This is a genomic window from Stenotrophomonas sp. STEN225, from assembly GCF_056756445.1.
Window position 1 is genome coordinate 40962 of sequence record NZ_JBRRBV010000011.1, and the last position, 17453, is coordinate 58414.

Annotated in this window: 13 protein-coding genes; 8 read left to right on the forward strand and 5 right to left on the reverse strand. The window is 64.6% G+C overall.

The window, feature by feature from the left end; all coding sequences use genetic code 11:
• Positions 1–14: 14 nt before the first annotated feature.
• The 5 genes from ACVOJ1_RS12360 to ACVOJ1_RS12380 form a co-directional block, all read right to left on the reverse strand.
• Entirely contained in the window at positions 15–3224 is a 3210-nt protein-coding gene (locus ACVOJ1_RS12360; protein ID WP_346480493.1) for an efflux RND transporter permease subunit, read from the reverse strand.
• Between the two features lie 10 nt (positions 3225–3234).
• Entirely contained in the window at positions 3235–4440 is a 1206-nt protein-coding gene (locus tag ACVOJ1_RS12365; RefSeq protein ID WP_128987624.1) for an efflux RND transporter periplasmic adaptor subunit, read from the reverse strand.
• Complete coding sequence (locus ACVOJ1_RS12370; RefSeq protein WP_053517721.1) at positions 4437–5690, reverse strand: TolC family protein; 1254 nt, start codon at positions 5688–5690, stop codon at positions 4437–4439. The genes ACVOJ1_RS12365 and ACVOJ1_RS12370 overlap by 4 nt, the downstream gene beginning before the upstream one ends.
• A gap of 56 nt (positions 5691–5746) precedes the next feature.
• Positions 5747–6082, reverse strand: a complete 336-nt coding sequence (locus tag ACVOJ1_RS12375; protein ID WP_053517722.1) for a hypothetical protein — start codon at positions 6080–6082, stop codon at positions 5747–5749.
• Between the two features lie 278 nt (positions 6083–6360).
• Positions 6361–6750: a RidA family protein gene (locus ACVOJ1_RS12380; RefSeq protein ID WP_128987626.1), complete on the reverse strand. Its 390-nt coding sequence runs from the start codon at positions 6748–6750 to the stop codon at positions 6361–6363.
• Between the two features lie 108 nt (positions 6751–6858).
• Between ACVOJ1_RS12380 and ACVOJ1_RS12385 the strand changes: the two genes are divergently transcribed.
• From ACVOJ1_RS12385 to uvrD, 8 genes are all read left to right on the forward strand, one after another.
• The gene (locus ACVOJ1_RS12385) at positions 6859–7755 is read left to right on the forward strand and encodes a LysR family transcriptional regulator (RefSeq protein ID WP_128987627.1); all 897 of its coding nucleotides are present in this window, start codon (positions 6859–6861) and stop codon (positions 7753–7755) included.
• A 160-nt stretch (positions 7756–7915) separates the two neighbouring features.
• Entirely contained in the window at positions 7916–10867 is a 2952-nt protein-coding gene (locus ACVOJ1_RS12390) for a P-loop NTPase fold protein (RefSeq protein WP_346480494.1), read from the forward strand.
• 199 nt (positions 10868–11066) lie between these two features.
• Complete coding sequence (rpmB, locus tag ACVOJ1_RS12395; RefSeq protein ID WP_005411638.1) at positions 11067–11303, forward strand: 50S ribosomal protein L28; 237 nt, start codon at positions 11067–11069, stop codon at positions 11301–11303.
• Between the two features lie 10 nt (positions 11304–11313).
• Positions 11314–11481, forward strand: coding sequence for a 50S ribosomal protein L33 (gene rpmG / locus ACVOJ1_RS12400; RefSeq protein ID WP_169411268.1), 168 nt, complete (start codon positions 11314–11316; stop codon positions 11479–11481).
• A 477-nt stretch (positions 11482–11958) separates the two neighbouring features.
• Positions 11959–12207 (forward strand): hypothetical protein, encoded by a 249-nt coding sequence (locus ACVOJ1_RS12405; RefSeq protein ID WP_346480495.1) that lies wholly within the window; start codon positions 11959–11961, stop codon positions 12205–12207.
• 118 nt (positions 12208–12325) lie between these two features.
• Positions 12326–13744, forward strand: a complete 1419-nt coding sequence (gene cls / locus ACVOJ1_RS12410; RefSeq protein ID WP_053519935.1) for a cardiolipin synthase — start codon at positions 12326–12328, stop codon at positions 13742–13744.
• A 69-nt stretch (positions 13745–13813) separates the two neighbouring features.
• Complete coding sequence (locus ACVOJ1_RS12415; RefSeq protein WP_346480496.1) at positions 13814–15235, forward strand: FAD/NAD(P)-binding protein; 1422 nt, start codon at positions 13814–13816, stop codon at positions 15233–15235.
• 9 nt (positions 15236–15244) lie between these two features.
• Entirely contained in the window at positions 15245–17437 is a 2193-nt protein-coding gene (gene uvrD, locus ACVOJ1_RS12420; protein ID WP_053519932.1) for a DNA helicase II, read from the forward strand.
• Positions 17438–17453 lie beyond the last annotated feature (16 nt).

Here is a 17453-nt window from a genome sequence, read left to right on the forward strand (position 1 = left end):
TGCCCCGTCGTCTTTCAGCGCACCGGCCGCGGTCTGGCCACGCGCGCCGCGAAGGTCGGCAGCACCAGCAGGGTCAGCGCGGTCGCCGTGATCAGGCCACCGATCACCACCGTCGCCAGCGGTTTCTGCACCTCCGCACCGGAGCCACTGGCGATCGCCATCGGAATGAAGCCGACAATCGCCACCAGTGCCGTGGTCAGCACCGCGCGGACCCGGCTGGCGGCACCGTTGATTGCCGCCTGCAGGGGCGGGTCACCGGCATCGAGCCGCTCGCGGATGGCCTGCATCAACACCAGGCCGTTCAGCGTGGCCACGCCGGACACGGCGATGAAGCCGACCGCAGCCGATACCGAGAAGGGCATGCCACGCAGCAGCAGGGCGAGAATGCCGCCGACCAGCGCCAGCGGCACGCAGCTGAACACCAGCACGGCTTCCTTGCCACTGCGCAGGGCCATGAACAGCAGGCTGCCGATCAGCAGGAACACGACCGGTACCACCGTTGCCAGGCGCTTTTCCGCGCGCTGCAGGTTCTCGAACTGGCCACCCCAGGTGAGATAGGCGCCCGGCGGCAGCGCCACGTCGGCCACCGCTGCCTGCGCTTCGCCGACGAAGCCGCCCAGGTCGCGGCCGCGCACGTTGGCCTGCACCACCACCCGGCGGCTGCCATTGTTGCGGCTGATCTGGTTCGGCCCCTCGCTGACCGTGATGCGGGCCACCGAGGACAGCGGAATGACCAGCCCGGCCGGTGTGGCGATCGGCAGCGATGACAGCTGGTCCGGATCGTTGCGCGCGGCATCGTCCAGCCGCACCACCACGTCGAAGCGTCGGTCGCCCTCGAAGATCTTGCCGGCCGCCGTGCCACCGATGCCGGTGGCCAGTGCATCGCTTACGTCCGCAGCGGTCAGCCCGTACTGCGCGGCGGCGACATGGTCGATCTTCACGTTCAGGATCGGCAGGCCGGAAATCTGCTCCACCCGCACGTCAGCCGCACCGTCCACCGCACGCAGCTTCAACGCGACCTGGTCGGCCACCTTCTGCAGCTGGCTGAAGTCATCGCCGAAGATCATCACCGCCAGGTCGGTGCGCACGCCGGAGATCAGCTCGTTGAAGCGCAGCTCGATCGGCTGGCTGAACTCGAAGCTGTTGCCCAGCTGCTGCCCGGCCAGCGCCTCGAAGCGCGCCACCAGCGCCTCCTTGTCCAGCGTCGGATCGGGCCACTCCTTGCGCGGCTTCAGCACGATCACGCTGTCGGAGATGTTGGTCGGCATCGGGTCGATCGCGGCTTCAGCGGTACCGGTGCGCGAAAACACGGTTTCCACTTCCGGTTGCCCGGCAATCGCCTTTTCCAGCGCCAGCTGCATCGCCAGCGACTGCTCCAGCGAGGTCGACGGTACGCGCAACGCCTGCATCGCCACATTGCCCTCATCCAGCGTCGGCATGAATTCGCGGCCCAGCAGCGAGAACGAACCGATGCCCACCACCACCATCATCACCGCGCCGGCCAGCACCGAGCGCGGGTGGTCCACCGCCTTGCGGATCACCGGTTCGATGCGTGCGCGCAGCACGCGGATCAGGCGTGTTTCGTGTTCGCCGTCATCGGCGTGCGCCCCGCTTTCCTTCAGCTTCGGCTCGCGCACCAGCAGCGCAGCCATGGCCGGCACGAAGGTGAAGGAGAACAGGAAGGCACCCACCAGAGCCAGCATGAACGTGGCGGCCATCGGATGAAAAGTTTTTCCTTCCACGCCTTCCAGGGTCAGGATCGGCGCAAACACCAGCAGGATGATCAACTGGCCGAACGCCGCTGGACGCGCCATCTTCCGCGCCGACTCCGCCGCCACGCGCAGACGTTCCATCGCGGTCAGCGCACGGCCCAGTTCGGCGCGGCGCTGGCCCAGCATCAGCAGCGTCGACTCGATCACGATCACTGCACCGTCCACCAGGATGCCGAAATCCAGCGCACCCAGGCTCATCAGATTGCCGCTGATGCCGAAGCGGTTCATGCCGATCACGGCGAACAGGAACGACAGCGGAATCACCAGCGCGGTGATGGTTGCCGCGCGCAGGTTGCCCAGCAGCAGGAACAGCACCACCACCACCAGCAGCGCACCTTCGGTGAGGTTCTTTGCCACGGTTCTGATGGTGGAGTTCACCAGCACGCTGCGGTCCAGCACCGGCACGGCCACGATGTCGGCCGGCAACGACCTGTTGACCTGCTCCAGGCGCGCCGCTGCCGCCTGCGCGACGGTGCGGCTGTTGCCACCGGCGATCATCAGGGCGGTACCGAGCACGGCCTCGTGACCATTGCGGCTGGCCGCGCCCAGGCGCGGTGCACGGCTGAGATCGACATCGGCCACGTCGACCACGCGCACCACCACGCCATTGCGGGTCGCAACGGGGGCCTGCGCCAGATCATCAGTGGTCAGTGCCAGGCCGTCCGCACGTACCACCAGGCCTTCGCCGGCACGCTGCACGAAACCGGCACCCGCCTGCACGTTGGCGCGCTGCAGTGCCGTGACCAGGTCGGCCAGGCCCAGGCCATGCGCAGCCAGCCTGGCAGTGTCCGGGTGCACGCCGTACTCCTTCACGTACCCGCCGACCGTATCGACGCCGGCCAATCCCGGGCTGGAGCGCATCTGCGGCGCGATGATCCAGTCCTGCACCGTACGCAGGTAGGTGGCGCGTTCTTCCGGAGTGCGCAGCAGGCTGCCCTCCGGCGTCCGGTAGACCTCGCCGGCCTGCCAGCCCGCATCCCCCGGTCTGGCCAGCCGGGCGGGATCGAACGGGGTGAAGTCCACCGTCCACATCAGCACCTCGCCCAGGCCGGTGGTGACCGGCGACAGCAGCGGCGACGCGCCATCGGGCAGATCTTCCGCCGCTTCACGCATGCGCTCGGCCACCTGCTGGCGGGCGAAGTAGATGTCGGTCGCGTCGGTGAAGATCGCGGTGACCTGGGAGAAGCCGTTGCGCGACAGCGAACGGGTGGTGGTCAGGCCGGGAATGCCGGCCAGCGCGGTTTCCAGCGGGTAGGTCACCTGCCGCTCGATCTGTTCCGGTGTCAGCGCAGGTGCCACCGTGTTGATCTGCACCTGGCGGTTGGTGATGTCCGGCACGGCGTCGATCGGCAGCTTGCCCAGCTGGAACAGGCCCCAGGCCGCGATCAGCGCCGCCAGGAACACCACCAGCCAGCGGTAGCGCACCGCTGATTCAATGATGAGCTTGAACATGGTCGCCTCCTCAGTGGCCGTGCTCGGCTTCGCCCTTGGCCAGTTCGGCCTTGAGCAGGAAGGCATTGGTGCCGACGATGCGCTCGTTGCCGCTCAGTCCACCCAGGATCTCGATGCGATCACCGGCACGACGGCCGGCCAGCACCGGCTGTGCCTTGAAACCGCCTTCCACGGCGACGAACACGGCGCTGCTGCCGTCGACGTTCTGCACGGCATCGGCTGGCACGCTCAGTGCACCCTCCCGGCTTTCGGTGACCACCCTGGCCGAGACCGGCGAACCGGCCGGCGGCAAGGCCGCCTCCACCGGCGTCGCGCGGATGACCGCCACGCCGCCCTGCTGGCGCACGTCAGCCGCAGAACCGGTGACCGTGGCGGTGAAGCTGCCGCCCGGCACCGTGACCTCCAGCGTCATGCCCGGGGTGACCTGCGCGGCCAGCGCAGGCGGTGCGGTGAACACCAGCTCGTTCATCGCCGGATCGGCGACATCGGCCACCGCGCTGCCTGCGGCGACCACGCCACCTGGAGTGACCTGGACGTTGCCGACGATGCCGCTCACCGGGCTGGTGATGCGCACGCGGCCACTGGCATCGGGCGCACCGTTGGCCGCGGCCTGCGCCTGTGCGGCAGTCGCCTGCGCCTGTGCGGCCAGCGAACGGGCGCGCGATGCTTCCAGCTCCTGGCGGGCGACCACGCCCTGTTCGACCAGCGCCTTGTCGCGGCCGTAGGCCAGGCGTGCCGCCTCGGCTTCGGCCGATGCGGCCAGAGCGTTGGCGCGGAACACGGCGGCTTCGCCGCTGACCACGATCGCCAGGGCCTGGTTCTGCTTCACCGCTGTGCCTGGTGCCACCAGCACACGTTCGACGCGACCGCTCACGGTGGACGCCACCGAGGCACGTGCGCCCACCGATGGTTCGACACGGCCCGACAGGCGGGTGGAGCCGCCACCACCGCGTCCGACGGCCACCACTTCGATACCGGACGCCTTGATCTGTTCCGGCGTCAGCTGCACCACGCCTTCGTCGGCGTCGGCCGGTGCCTTGGTAGCCTCGGCCTTGGCGTCCGGGCTGTCAGCTGCGTGGCCGTGGCCGTCATCGCTGCCGGCTTTGGCTGCAGTGGCATCGGCTGTTTCCGGTGTCTGTGCGTTGCCGGCGCAGCCGGCGAGGAGAACGGCCAGCACGACGCCGCCAAGCAGGGGAAAGGAACGGGACAGTGTCATGGGGCCTCCATAAAGGGTGCGCGCCCCTCGAGGCGGGCAAGATCGATTTCAGCGGCGACGCGCGACAGGCGTGCATCCACCGCGGTGCCGCGGGCGGCAATGAGCGCGCTGCGCGTGCTGCGCAGTTCCAGCTGCGAGATGCGTCCGGCATCGAAGCCGACGCGGGCCAGCCGATAGGCTTCCTCGGCCGCCACCACGCTTTCATCGGCGGCGCGGGTGCGGCTGCTGGCGGCCTTCAGCCCGGCAATGGCCGACAGCCGTCCGGCCTCGCTGTCGCGGCGTTGCTGGTCCAGGCGGGCTTCGGCCGCGCGCTGGTCGGCACTGGCGGCACGGATGCCGCCCCGGTTGCGGTCGAACAACGGCACGGTTAGGCTGACGCCGAGCGTGTAAGCGCGTTCGCCGCCTTCGCGGAAGCGGGTCTGTCCGGCGGTCAGGCTCAGGTCGGGCAGCGCCCGCTTGCGCTCGACGTCCACCAGCCGGCCGGCCGCATCGGCTTCGGCTTCGGCGATACGCACCGCGAGTGCGGCATCGGTGGCGCCGCGTGGCAGCGGAGGTGCGCGGTCGAGCAGGCTGCTGTCGATCGACTGCACCGGCGAATCCAGCAGCGCGGCGCCGGCCAGGCGCGCCAGCGCGGCGTCGCGGAAGGCCTGCGCCTCGTCCAGCGCGGCGCTGGCATTGGCCACCTCGCTCTGCGCCTGCACCGCACGCAGTTGCGGTTCACGCCCTTGCCTGACCATGGCATTGACGGCCTTGGCATCGTCGCGGGTCAGGGCCAGCGCCTCTTCGGCCAGGGTGTAGCGGCGCAATGCGCTCTCTGCCTGTGCGTAGGCCGCGGCCAGCTGGCCGGCAACATCACTGCGGCTTTGCGCGCCACGCAGATTGGCGGCCTGGGCCTCGGCACGGGCGGCACGTACGCGCGCGCCGCGCTGGCCCCAGACCTCCAGCGGCTGGGACAGGCTGAGCACACTGTCGGCCTTGCCCATGCCGCCGTAGGAGCCGGTGCCCCACGCGTTCTCGGCCGACCAGGAAAGGGAAGGATTGGGCAGCGCACGGGCCTGGTCGGCGCGGGCGTCGGCAGCCTCGGCCAGCGCCGAGCCCACACGGGCGCCGGGCAGCTGGTCCAGTCGTTCAAGCAGGGTGTCGTAGGAAGGAGCAGCTTGCGCCATCACCGATGCCGCCGGGGCCAGGCCCAGCAACACGGCGACGACCAGCCCGGCCGCACGCGGCGACCGTGGTGTCAGGATCGACATAGGGGGATTCCGGTTGTGAGTGAAACGGGAGCCCGCAGCAGCGGGACGCGCTCAGCTCACGCCCGGGGGGGACGCGTCAGTTCATCCTGGGCGACGGCGTAGGCCGTCGCATCGCCGGCCGTCATCCAGCGCGCCGGCAGCGGCGCATCGAAGGCGGCGAAGGTGTTCGCCGGCAGGCTGGAGGTGGAATGGTGGCAGTGGTTATGCGTGCAGGCACCGGTGTGCTTGCTGTCACTGTCGCCTGCGGTGTCATCGGCCGCCGACTCCACATGTGCCACGCTGGCATGCGGTTCCACCGCGCACGCCAGCGCGTCGGCCACCGGCACGACCACGAATGCCGCCATCAGCAGCATCAGCAGGTACGAGCGTAGGTGGCGGGCGATCCGGCGCATGGAGGGGAGGCTAGCAAGCGGTTTTCGCCGGATACAATATCAATGGCCACTTCGGGAATTCGTCGGAATCTCCCGTTCAGCTGGGCGGGCGCGGGGTCGAATCCCTTTCCTCCGGAAAGGGCTCTGACCCAACCCGCCGTTCGGGTGCGTCGCGCACATGTGCTCTGGTAGGTGTCGACCTTGGTCGACACGCTTTTCGCCGCTGGGGTCAGATCCCTTTTCTCTGGAAAGGGCTCTGATCCCATCGCATTGCCGGCCAGCGGCCGGCACTACCCGGGTCACGGCAGCTTCGCGATCACCTTGATCTCGAACTGGAACCCGTACAACCACGTCACGCCGATACCGGTCAGGGTCGGGTGCGGCGCCTCGCCCCAGTACTCGGGCACGATCGCCCAGGCCTTCTCGAAGTTCTTCTCGGGATCGACCAGGAACACGGTCACGTCGATCACGTCATCAAATGTGCAGCCTGCGGCAGTCAACACCGCATTGAGATTCTCGAAGGCACGGCGCACCTGCGCCTCGAAATCCGGCTCGGGCGAACCGTCCTCGCGGCTGCCGACCTGGCCGGAAACGAACAGGAAGCCATCGGACCGGATCGCCGGCGAGTAGCGGTTGCGCTCATAGAGGGCCTGGCGCCCGGCGGGGAAAACGACATCGCGCTGTGACATGGGGAAGATCCCGTGGGAGAGAACACCATCCTCCCCGTCGGCGCTGTCTGGATAAACCGCGATGATCGGCCTAGATTGATTGCCAATTCCAAACAATTGCGGCCAGCCATGGACCGTTTCGAGGCGATGCGGGCCTTTGCCCGGGTGGTGGAAACCGGCAGCTTCACCCGCGCCGCGCACACCCTGCAGATCAGCCGCACCACGGCCACCCAGCTGGTGCAGCAACTGGAGGCGCACCTGCGGCTGCGCCTGCTCAACCGCACCACGCGGCGGGTCAGCGTCACCGCCGACGGTGCGGCCTATTACCCGCGCATCGCCCGGCTGCTGGCCGAACTGGACGAGGTGGAGGGCGGGCTGGGCGAGGCGGCCACCCAGCCGCGCGGGCGCCTGCGCGTGGATGTGCCCGGGCCCTACGCACGGCTGCGGCTGGTACCGGCGCTGCCGGATTTCCAGGCGCGCTACCCGGAGATCCAGCTGGATATCGGCGTGAGTGATCGCGAGGTCGATGTCATCGCCGACAACGTCGACTGCGTGATCCGTGGCGGCACCCCGACCGATCCGGCACTGGTGGCGCGGCCGCTGGGGGCGTTGCCGATCGGTTTCCACGCCAGCCCGGTGTACGTGCAGCGTTTCGGTGTGCCGGCCGATCCGCGTGCGCTGGAAGGGCCCGACCATCACATGGTCGGCTTCCTCAGCCCGCGCAGTGGCCGCGCCAGGGTATTCAGTGCACAGCGTGGCGATGAGCGCATCGAGGTGCAGGGCCGCTACACGGTCGGTTTCGATGATGGCAACGCCTATCTGGCGGCGGCGTTGGCGGGGCTGGGCGTGGTGGCGCTGCCCCGCTACATGGCCGAACCGCACGTTGCGCGTGGTGAGCTGCTGCCAGTACTGGAGGACTGGCAGCTGCCGCCGATGCCGATGCACGTCATGTTCCCGCCGAACCGGCACATGAGCCAGCGGCTGCGGGTGTTCATTGATTGGGTGGTGGAGGTGCTCGGAAAGTAGAGCGCATACCCAAACTTAATCTGATGTACGGACTGTCTGAGGAGCTAGGCTCTCTACTGACAAAGATGGCCGATGGAAGGGAATCGCATCATTGCCTCTTTAATGATGAGGCGCCATAGTTCTACTTTCCAAATTCGTGCTAGAGCCGATGAAACAGAGCGTGGCAACCGTGAAGATCGCGGAGATTGAGTTGCTGATCGGATCTGCAATAGCAGGATTCTTGCTTGCATCTGTCACCTGCGTCGGGCACATCGCAGGCAGCTCAATGTATGAGCATCTTTTTGAGGACAACCTTCATCTGGTGGTCCTATTAGTTTTCGGCTCAATAATCGTTGTTCCGACCTATCTGTATGAGCGACTTACCTGGCTGGAATTGAAGCGAATTCTGAAGAGCGGTCGATTGGATCTGCTTATTTCAGCCGCTGTAGGGGCATACGTTGCCCTGCAAATCGCGGCCAGCTTTCAGCTAGGAAATCGGATTGAGAACTTAGATGTGGCCTGGGGCGTATCTTTCTATTTGCTGACTACGATCGGGCTCGGAAGTGCAACAGTCCGGGCCACAGGTCGAGCTAAGTTGAGTCGCCACGAGCGAGTTTCGTTCCTGCCAGATGATGAGCTGAAAAGCGTCAACAATGATCAATTGAAATCTAGCGACCAAGCAAAGAGTTTTGCTGACCTGGTAGCAAAAGAAAGTGCGATTGGCGGGTTGGTGTTCGGCATTGATGGCCCCTGGGGAGTGGGGAAAAGCAGCTTTGTGAACTTCGCGCAAATCGAATGGGATAAGAATGAAGAAATAATTGTATTTCGATTTGAGCCAATTAAATATTTAGGTGAGGGCGACTTAGTCAGGTCATTTATTCGAGAGCTATCCGGGCGAATCAGGATTGATCATTTTGCCCCTGAGTTACGTCCGTTAGCATCTAAATACGCCCGAATGATTAAAGCTGAGCCCGGCTTTTCGATTCCTGGAGTTCGTCTCTCCATCGATAGCAATGCCAGTACGGTTGATGAAATTGTCGCTGATGTTGACGAAGTCCTTCGTAGGAATGGTCGGAGGGCAATAATTGTACTGGATGACCTCGATCGGGTTGAGTTCGAGGTAATGAATCGGGTTCTATTCATGATTCACAGGTCACGGCTCGCCTCAAACATAACATATGTCCTTGTCTATGATACTGAGAGAATAATCAAAAGGTCTGGAGATCAGTCGACTCGAGAATATTTAGAAAAATTCATCAACGCCAAAGTCTCTCTTTTCGCGGACCTCCGCGATCTAGCGGAATATCTGCGTGGAGGGTGGAGGTCTGCGCTATCCTCAGACGATAAATCAATCGGATCTGCGAGAGTTCTAGGTCTCCAGTCAATTCTCAGCAATCTCGCGGATTTGCTGGAAGGCAGTACGGGTGGGAATTATGTTGGCATGGTGGGTAATATAAGGAAAATTAAGCGACTTATTAACGCGATGCTGCTGTTGGGCATTGAGAGGATTGAGTTGCATCAGACGGACTTTAACAGAACGGATCTTATTAATCTTCTTGTGCTGCATCTAAACTTTCCGGGAGTGTTTAGGGAAATATATTCCAACGAGGGCGAGGGCCGAACTGGAATATTCTCAGTGGAGTCTTCTGGTGGCTTCTATGCAAATAGCGCCAAGTTCTCCGAATACGCTGCTGGCCTGTGCAGGGACTCTGAATACTTGGTAAAGCAGTTGTTTGACGTAGGCGTCATAGGTATTGATAAAGATAAGGCGACTAGGGGTCAGCTAATTTCGCTGGCATGCTTTAATTCCCCTGGAAGGAGAAATCTAGCCAACTACCTTGATCTGATTGTTAGGTTCGTTGTTCCTGATCCGCTTACCACTGAGGTCGTCTACGAAAGTATTCTGAACCAGGTTGCCTTGGGGTCAGAGGTGTCCGTTGAGATTGAAAAATCTGTACTTCACGAAAAATTTTCAGCCCAAGTGAAATTACTTGCGGCCTTTGCCTCGTCAGCTAATCAATTTAGTCGTGATGCTAAAGAGCAGATGATTGATTTCATCGTTGAAAATCTGCCGAAATTTAGTTCGGTTGGGTCTCCTTCAGATCGTTCAAATTGTATCTATTCGCTTGCAATAATTACTAACTCTATATTTGATGGCCTGGATCACGCATCTCCGAAGTTTCAGCATTCCGCCGCGCAGCTGCAGGAGCTTGTAGTTGGCAACGGAGATGCGTCATTGATAAATAGGCTCGGCGCAGTTGGGCGTGGGTTGCAAGGGATCCATGACGTCATGCTGCTTCGTCTTCTTTGCTGCGCCGATAGAGGAAATCAGTTGAGGAATATTCATCTTGCGCTGGCGCGCGAGCACATATACGCCAAGCCTGCAATGCAGTCCGGCCGCGCGAAACAGGAGAATATTTTTGTAATTGATGGCGTGAGATTAATATCGCAGAAGTCATTCCAGATTTTCAAAGAAAGATACATTGATTCTGGGGCCAATGTATTCATTGAATGCTGGAAGGAGTCGTCAAATGAGGACTTCGTCACCGCGCCCCTCGTCAAATGGGGTGGCGTCGCAGGGTTCATCTCTTACCAGCTGTCAAATTCATTGCCGCCGACTGGTAGTGGGGTGGGCTGTGGCTTTTACGATGTAAAGGGTGATTCCGACAAGCAGGGTATAGCTGAGATCATGAATACCTATCTTTTCGGACTTTGCTTTAGTTCAGATCAAGATGAAACCATGATGGTTTTCGCTGATTACTGCCTTTCGAACTTCTCTCGTGACTATTTCGATGATGAGGGAATAGGTGCTGTTCCAACTCGAGAGTCATTGGAGCAAGGATTGGATCCGGCTAGATTCAAACGGTTTTGGTTAGATAACCATGAGCGGTTCAAACTGAGGCGGCTGGATCGTTTGGAGCGAGTTGTCGAGACGGCGAACTATAGAGCCTCATATGCTGAGCATCTCAGGCAGGTGTGGGACACGTTAGACGCTGCATACCTGAACGCTGGGGCCGACGCCGACGCCGACGCCGACGCCGACGCCAATGCCAATGCCAATGCCAATGCCAATGCCAATGCCAATGCCAATGCGGTCATCGCAAATGGCATCGCGGTAGAGCGCGGGAATTGAGGGTTGCAACTTTGGCAAAGGGGTGCCATCATGCGCGGCTCGCTGTGTCCGGTTTTCTACCGGGCGGCGCCCCCGGGAGCACGTCCCCGGCCGCCCAACGCCAGCGTAACCCTTTGATTCTCTTGACGTGTGGTGGGCAACCACCGAGGCCGCCGTCTCCCGGGCTACGGGCTGACAACAACTACTATCGAGGTGCGCAATGTCCCGCGTATGCCAGGTTTCCGGCAAGCGAGTGCAGACGGGTAACAACGTCTCGCACGCCAACAACAAGACCCGTCGTCGTTTCCTGCCGAATCTGCACGAGCGCCGTTTCTGGGTGGCCAGCGAGAACCGCTGGGTCAAGCTTCGTGTTTCCGCGCATGCACTGCGCACCATCGACAAGAACGGCATCGATTCCGTTCTGGCTGAGCTGCGTGCGCGCGGCGAAAAGGTCTGAGGAGTAAAGCATCATGGCAGGCAAGCGCGATAAGGTCCGTATGATTTCCTCGGCCGGTACCGGCCACTTCTACACCACGGACAAGAACAAGAAGAACACCCCGGGGAAGATGGAATTCCTGAAGTACGATCCGGTCGTGCGCAAGCACGTCCTGTACAAGGAAGGCAAGATCAAGTAATCCGCACGGATTGCTGGTCCCCGCGAAGAAACCCGCCCTTGTGGCGGGTTTTTTCATGCCTGTCGTCTGGTCTGGTGGGTGCCGACCCTTGGCCGGCCCTGCCGTACTCCCTGCGCAGGCTGTCGCCTATGGCGCAGTGCGCGGAATCATGGGCCGAATGCGATAAGTGATTCTTCCTACCGGTTCCGGCAGTTCGCGCGATCCAAATCAATTGGAATCACTGGCTTCGCTGTGTCCATGATGGCAAGCCGCTGCATCTGCAGCGGCCGGGCTTGCAATCCCGAGGAATCGAGTAACGGTAAATTCGCCAGCCGCTGCCCCTGCTTTTGCAGCGGCTGGCGACCCGCTCTGCCTTCTGGCGGGCGGTGCGTGGGGGCCGTGTGCCCGCCGGTTTGTTCCCGTTGCTTGTTCCCCGGTATTGCAACCACGCATCGTCCGCCACCTTCACCGGTGGCCAGATCCGTTGAAGGAGGCTGCATGAACACCCCATCACACCGGCAGGACCTGGAACTGGGCTGGCTGCGCCTGCAGCGCATGCTCGAAGGCATCGAAGGCATGGCGCTGCTGCTGTGCGACCACCATCTGGCGCTGAGCAAGGGTACCTCCTCGCCGCTGCCGGAGGCGCAGCTGGAGCGGGCGGCGCAGGCCATTGCCTGCATGGCGCTCAACGGCCGCCGCCACGCCGAATCGGTGCGCCAGCTGTGCGAGGTACCGGTGCGGCATTGAGGCCCGCCCTCCCTTGTAGAGCCGAGCCCGTGCCCGGCTGCGCTGAGGCAGTCGAGCAAGCTCGACTCTACACACCCCGCTGGGCAGAATGGCCCATCACCTGCCGACGGACGACGCGATGCTGGTTGAGTGGTTGCTGGGATCGTATCTGCTGCTGATCGACTGGCTGATCCGGCTGGTCGCGCTGTGCTGGATTCCGACCCGCACCACGCCGGGCGCGGCCCGCAGCTGGCTGCTGCTGGTCGGTTTCGTGCCGCTGCTGGGCCTGCCGCTGTATCTGCTGTTCGGCCACCCGTGGCTGTCGCGCGAGCGCATCCGCCGCCAGGCCGAGGCCTCGCAGGTCATCCGCGAAGAGCAGGCGCTGCAGCGCCGCCTGCGCTGGAAGCCGGAACCGGATACGGCCAGTGCGGAAATCGTGCCGCTGGTGCAGCGCCAGGGCGATTTCATGCCGGTGCACGGCAACGCCGTCGATCTGCTCACCGATTACGACGAATCGCTGCACACGCTCATCGCCGACATCGACCAGGCCGAAGACCGCGTGCACCTGCTGTACTACCTGATGTTCGACGATTCGGTGGGCGAGGCCATCGTCGAGGCGCTGCAGCGTGCCGCCGCCCGCGGCGTGCAGTGCAGGGTGCTGCTGGACGCGGTGGGCGCCAAGCGCGGCCTGCGCGCCTACCGCAAGCGCCTGCAGGCGCGCGATATCGAAGTGCGGGCGATGCTGCCCGGCGGGCTGCGCTGGCGCCGCAGCGGCCGCATGGACCTGCGCAACCATCGCAAGATTGCGGTGATCGACAACGAAGTGGGCTACATCGGTTCTCAGAACCTGGCACGGCCGGAGTTCGTGCCAGGCCATCCCAACCGCGAGCTGGTGGCGCGTGTGCGCGGCCCGGCGGTGGCACACCTGGAAGCCGTGTTCGCCAGCGACTGGTACATCGAGACCGGCCAGCGCCTGGACGTCATTGCCGACGTACCCGAGTGCAGCGACGATGTTGCCACCCAGCTGCTGCCCAGCGGGCCGGCCTATCCGTACAGCAACGCGCGTGATGCCGTCGCCGCACTGATCCATCTGGCCCGCCGGCGGCTGGTGATGGTCACCCCGTACTTCGTGCCGGACGAAGCGACCCTGAGCGCGCTGCGCATCGCCGCGCTGTCCGGGGTGCAGGTGCAGCTGATCCTGTCGGCCAGCAACAACCAGCGGCTGACCGCCTGGGCGCAGGAGGCCTACTACGACGAGCTGCTGCGCTGTGGCGTGCGCATTGCCCTGTACGAGCCGCAGTTCCTGCACGCCAAGCACATGAGCGTGGATGAAGACATCGCGGTGCTCGGCTCGATCAACATGGATATCCGCTCGTTCGCGCTGAATGCCGAGATCGGTCTGGTCTGCTACGACCGCGTGCTGGTGACGCAGCTGTGTGCCATTGAAGACGATTACCTGCGCCAGTCGCGCCAGCTCGATCTGCAGCAGTGGCGCAAGCGTCCTGCCTGGCGCCGCAGCCGCGAAGGCATCGCACGCCTGGCCGACGCGTTGATGTGAACCGGTGCGCCGGAGCTCGAGCGGTCTCGATCATTGCGCACGCGGCGGCACTCCGGCCCGTCATGGCCGATGGCCTACAATCGGCACATGACTGATTCACCGTGTAATGGCGAACTGGACCTGGCGATCATCGGTGGTGGTGCGGCCGGGGTGCTGGTGGCGATCCAGGTGCTGCGCCAGGCCCGGTCGCCACTGGCGCTGGCCATCTTCGAACCCGCCTCGCAGCTGGCCAAGGGCATCGCCTATGCCACGCCGTGGCCGGAGCACCTGCTGAATGTGCCGGCGGCGAAAATGAGTGCGTTCGCCGAGCAGCCGGCTGACTTCCTCGATTACCTGATGGCCGTCAACGCCTACCCGGGCGAGACGCGCGAGGTGCTGGGCGAGCGTTATGTCGGCCGCCATCATTTCGCCGCGTACCTGCAGCAGCGTCTGCAGGAGGCGGTTGCGGCCAGCCCGGCGCAGCTGCAGGTGATCGCGCAGCCGGTGCGGGGCCTCACCCCGGATGACTCCGGTTACCGCCTGCAGCTGGGCGATGGCCACACATGGCATGCCGCGCAGGGGGTGCTCGCCACCGGCAACAGCATGCGTCCGCTGCCGGTGGCCGGTGCCGATGGACTGCCTGCCGACACCGTGGTCGAAGCCTGGGACTACGACGGCGTGCGCGCGTTGGCAGGCGCGCACGCGCTGGCCATCGTCGGTTCCGGTCTGAGCATGGCTGATACGGTGCTGGCGCTGGTCGCGGCCGGTCACACCGGCCCGCTGCATGTGATTTCCCGTCACGGCCTGCTGCCGCTGCCGCACGCGCACGCGGGCCTGCCGGATTTCGACCCCGCCCCCCTGCTGCCGATGACGCTGCGCCAGCGCCTGCGCACGCTGCGCCGGCAGGTGCGCCGGGCCGAGGCGGATGGCCTGCCCTGGCAGGGCGTGATGGACCGCCTCCGTCCGCATGGACAGGCGCTGTGGTGCAGCCTCGACGAGGCCGACCAGCGGCGGTTCCTGCGCCATGGGGTGCGCTACTGGGATGTACATCGCCATCGCATCGCCGAAGAGGTCGATGCACAGTTGCGCGCATTGCAGGCCAACGGTCAGCTGCGCGTGCATCGCGCACGCCTGGATCGGGTCTGGCGTGAGGGCGATGCGCTGCAGCTGTCGGGCCACGATGCGGCCGGACACCCGCAGCAGTGGACGATCGGGGGTGTGATCAACGCCACCGGTGTGGAGACCCGCGCCACCGCGTTGCGCAATCCGTTGCTGCAGCAGCTTCAGGCCGATGGCCTGGCCCGTCCCGGGCCGCATGGGCTGGGCCTGGACAGCACGGTGCCCGGCGACCGCGTGCGCAGCGCCGGCGGCCAGCCGCAGGCGCGGCTGGGCGTACTTGGCAGCCTGCGCATCGGCAGCCTGTGGGAAAGCCTGGCGGTGCCTGAACTGCGCCAGCAGGCGCAGGCACTGGCCACCCAGGTGGTCGCAGGAGCCGCGACGGCGATGCCGTAAAATGGGGGCATGGATGTCTCCCACCTGCTTGATGGCCTGAACCCGGCCCAGCGCGAAGCCGTCTCCGCTCCCCCCGGCCACCACCTGGTGCTGGCCGGTGCCGGTTCCGGCAAGACCCGCGTACTTACCCACCGCATCGCCTGGCTGCATGAAGTCGAAGGCGTGCCGACCCATGGCATCTTCGCGGTGACCTTCACCAACAAGGCCGCCGGCGAGATGCGCCACCGCATCGACGCACAGCTGCCGCATGGCAGCCGTGGCATGTGGATCGGTACCTTCCACGGCCTGGCCAACCGCCTGCTGCGCCTGCACTGGCAGGACGCGAAGCTGCCCGAAGGTTTCCAGGTGATGGATTCGGACGACCAGCTGCGGCTGGTCAAGCGTGTGGTGCAGGCGCTGGAGATCGACGACGGCAAGCATCCGCCCAAGCAGATCGCGTGGTGGATCAACGAACAGAAGGATGAAGGCCGCCGCCCGCAGCACATTCAGCCCGAGCCGCACGATGCGTGGCTGGAAACCATGCGCCAGGCCTACATCGAGTACCAGGCGCGCTGCGACCGTGCCGGCCTGGTCGACTTCGCCGAACTGCTGCTGCGCGCGCATGAGCTGCTGCGTGACAATCCCGGCCTGCTGGCGCACTACCGCGCCCGCTTCCGCGAGATCCTGGTGGACGAGTTCCAGGACACCAATGCCATCCAGTACGCCTTCGTGCGCGTGCTGGCCGGGGAGTCCGGCCATGTGTTCGTGGTCGGCGACGACGACCAGGCCATCTACGGCTGGCGCGGTGCCAAGGTGGAGAACGTGCAGGGCTTCCTGCGTGATTTCCCGGGCGCGCAGACCATCCGCCTGGAACAGAACTACCGTTCCACGGCCAACATCCTCGGTGCTGCCAACGCGGTGATCGCGCACAACCCCGATCGAATCGGCAAGCAGCTGTGGACCGACAGCGGTGACGGCGAGCCGATCGACCTGTACGCGGCGTACAACGAGATGGACGAGGCCCGCTACATCGTCGAACGTGCCCGCCAGTGGGTGCGCGATGGTGGCAGCTACACCGAAGTGGCCGTGCTCTACCGCAGCAATGCGCAGTCGCGTGCGCTGGAAGAAGCCCTGCTGAGCGAGCAGGTGCCGTACCGCGTGTACGGCGGCATGCGCTTCTTCGAACGCGCCGAGATCAAGGACGCGCTGGCCTACCTGCGCCTGCTCTCCAACCGCAATGACGATGCCGCCTTCGAGCGCGCGGTGAACACGCCGACCCGCGGCATCGGTGAGCGCACCCTCGACGAAGTGCGGCGCGAGGCACGAGCGCAGGGCATTTCGCTGTGGGAAGCCACCATGCTGGTCACCCAGGGCAATGCGCTGGCCGCGCGTGCGCGCAACGCACTGGCGGGATTCCTGGTGCTGGTCAACGAACTGCAGGCGCAGACCCGGGACATGACCCTGGCCGAGCGCGTGGACCACGTGCTCTCGCGCTCGCAGCTGCGTGAGCACTGGAGCAAGGAAAGCCGCAATTCGCTCGACTCCGAATCGCGCACCGACAACCTCGACGAACTGGTCTCGGTCGCCTCGCGCTTCGTGCGGCGTGCCGATGACATCGAGGAAGTGGGCGAGGACATGGACGAGCTGGTGGCGTTCCTGGCCTACGCTGCGCTGGAGGCCGGCGAGGGCCAGGCGCAGGCCGGCGAGGACGGCGTGCAGCTGATGACCCTGCATTCGGCGAAGGGCCTGGAATTCCCCCTGGTGTTCCTGGCCGGCATGGAGGATGGCCTGTTCCCGAGCGCGCGTTCGCTGGAAGAAAGCGGCCGGCTGGAGGAAGAGCGGCGCCTGGCGTATGTGGGCATCACCCGGGCGCGGCAGAAGCTGGTGCTGTGCTACGCCGAATCACGCCGCATCCATGGCCAGGACAACTACAGCCTGCCTTCGCGATTCCTGCGTGAGATTCCACGCGGGCTGCTGCATGAAGTGCGGCCGAAGGTGCAGGTCTCGCGTCCCGCGTCGCTGGGCAGCAGCCGGGTGATGGGGCATGCCGCCATCGAGCTGCCGCCGATCAAGCTCGGCGCGCTGGTCAGCCATCCCAAGTTCGGCGAAGGCATGGTGACCGATTACGAAGGCAACGGCGCCCACGCCCGCGTGCAGGTCGAGTTCGCCGACGCCGGCAGCAAGTGGCTGGTGATGGCCTACGCCAACCTGACGGTGATCTGATTCCCGTCGAGGGGTC

Bases quoted from the DNA above. Each gene is read 5' to 3' on its own strand.
- ACVOJ1_RS12405 (WP_346480495.1), top strand. From the start codon at position 11,959: ATGAACACCCCATCACACCGGCAGGACCTGGAACTGGGCTGGCTGCGC.
- ACVOJ1_RS12360 (WP_346480493.1), bottom strand. From the start codon at position 3,224: ATGTTCAAGCTCATCATTGAATCAGCGGTGCGCTACCGCTGGCTGGTG.
- ACVOJ1_RS12380 (WP_128987626.1), bottom strand. From the start codon at position 6,750: ATGTCACAGCGCGATGTCGTTTTCCCCGCCGGGCGCCAGGCCCTCTAT.
- uvrD (WP_053519932.1), top strand. From the start codon at position 15,245: ATGGATGTCTCCCACCTGCTTGATGGCCTGAACCCGGCCCAGCGCGAA.
- ACVOJ1_RS12370 (WP_053517721.1), bottom strand. From the start codon at position 5,690: ATGTCGATCCTGACACCACGGTCGCCGCGTGCGGCCGGGCTGGTCGTC.
- ACVOJ1_RS12415 (WP_346480496.1), top strand. From the start codon at position 13,814: ATGGCCTACAATCGGCACATGACTGATTCACCGTGTAATGGCGAACTG.
- ACVOJ1_RS12385 (WP_128987627.1), top strand. From the start codon at position 6,859: ATGGACCGTTTCGAGGCGATGCGGGCCTTTGCCCGGGTGGTGGAAACC.
- cls (WP_053519935.1), top strand. From the start codon at position 12,326: ATGCTGGTTGAGTGGTTGCTGGGATCGTATCTGCTGCTGATCGACTGG.
- ACVOJ1_RS12365 (WP_128987624.1), bottom strand. From the start codon at position 4,440: ATGACACTGTCCCGTTCCTTTCCCCTGCTTGGCGGCGTCGTGCTGGCC.
- rpmB (WP_005411638.1), top strand. From the start codon at position 11,067: ATGTCCCGCGTATGCCAGGTTTCCGGCAAGCGAGTGCAGACGGGTAAC.
- ACVOJ1_RS12375 (WP_053517722.1), bottom strand. From the start codon at position 6,082: ATGCGCCGGATCGCCCGCCACCTACGCTCGTACCTGCTGATGCTGCTG.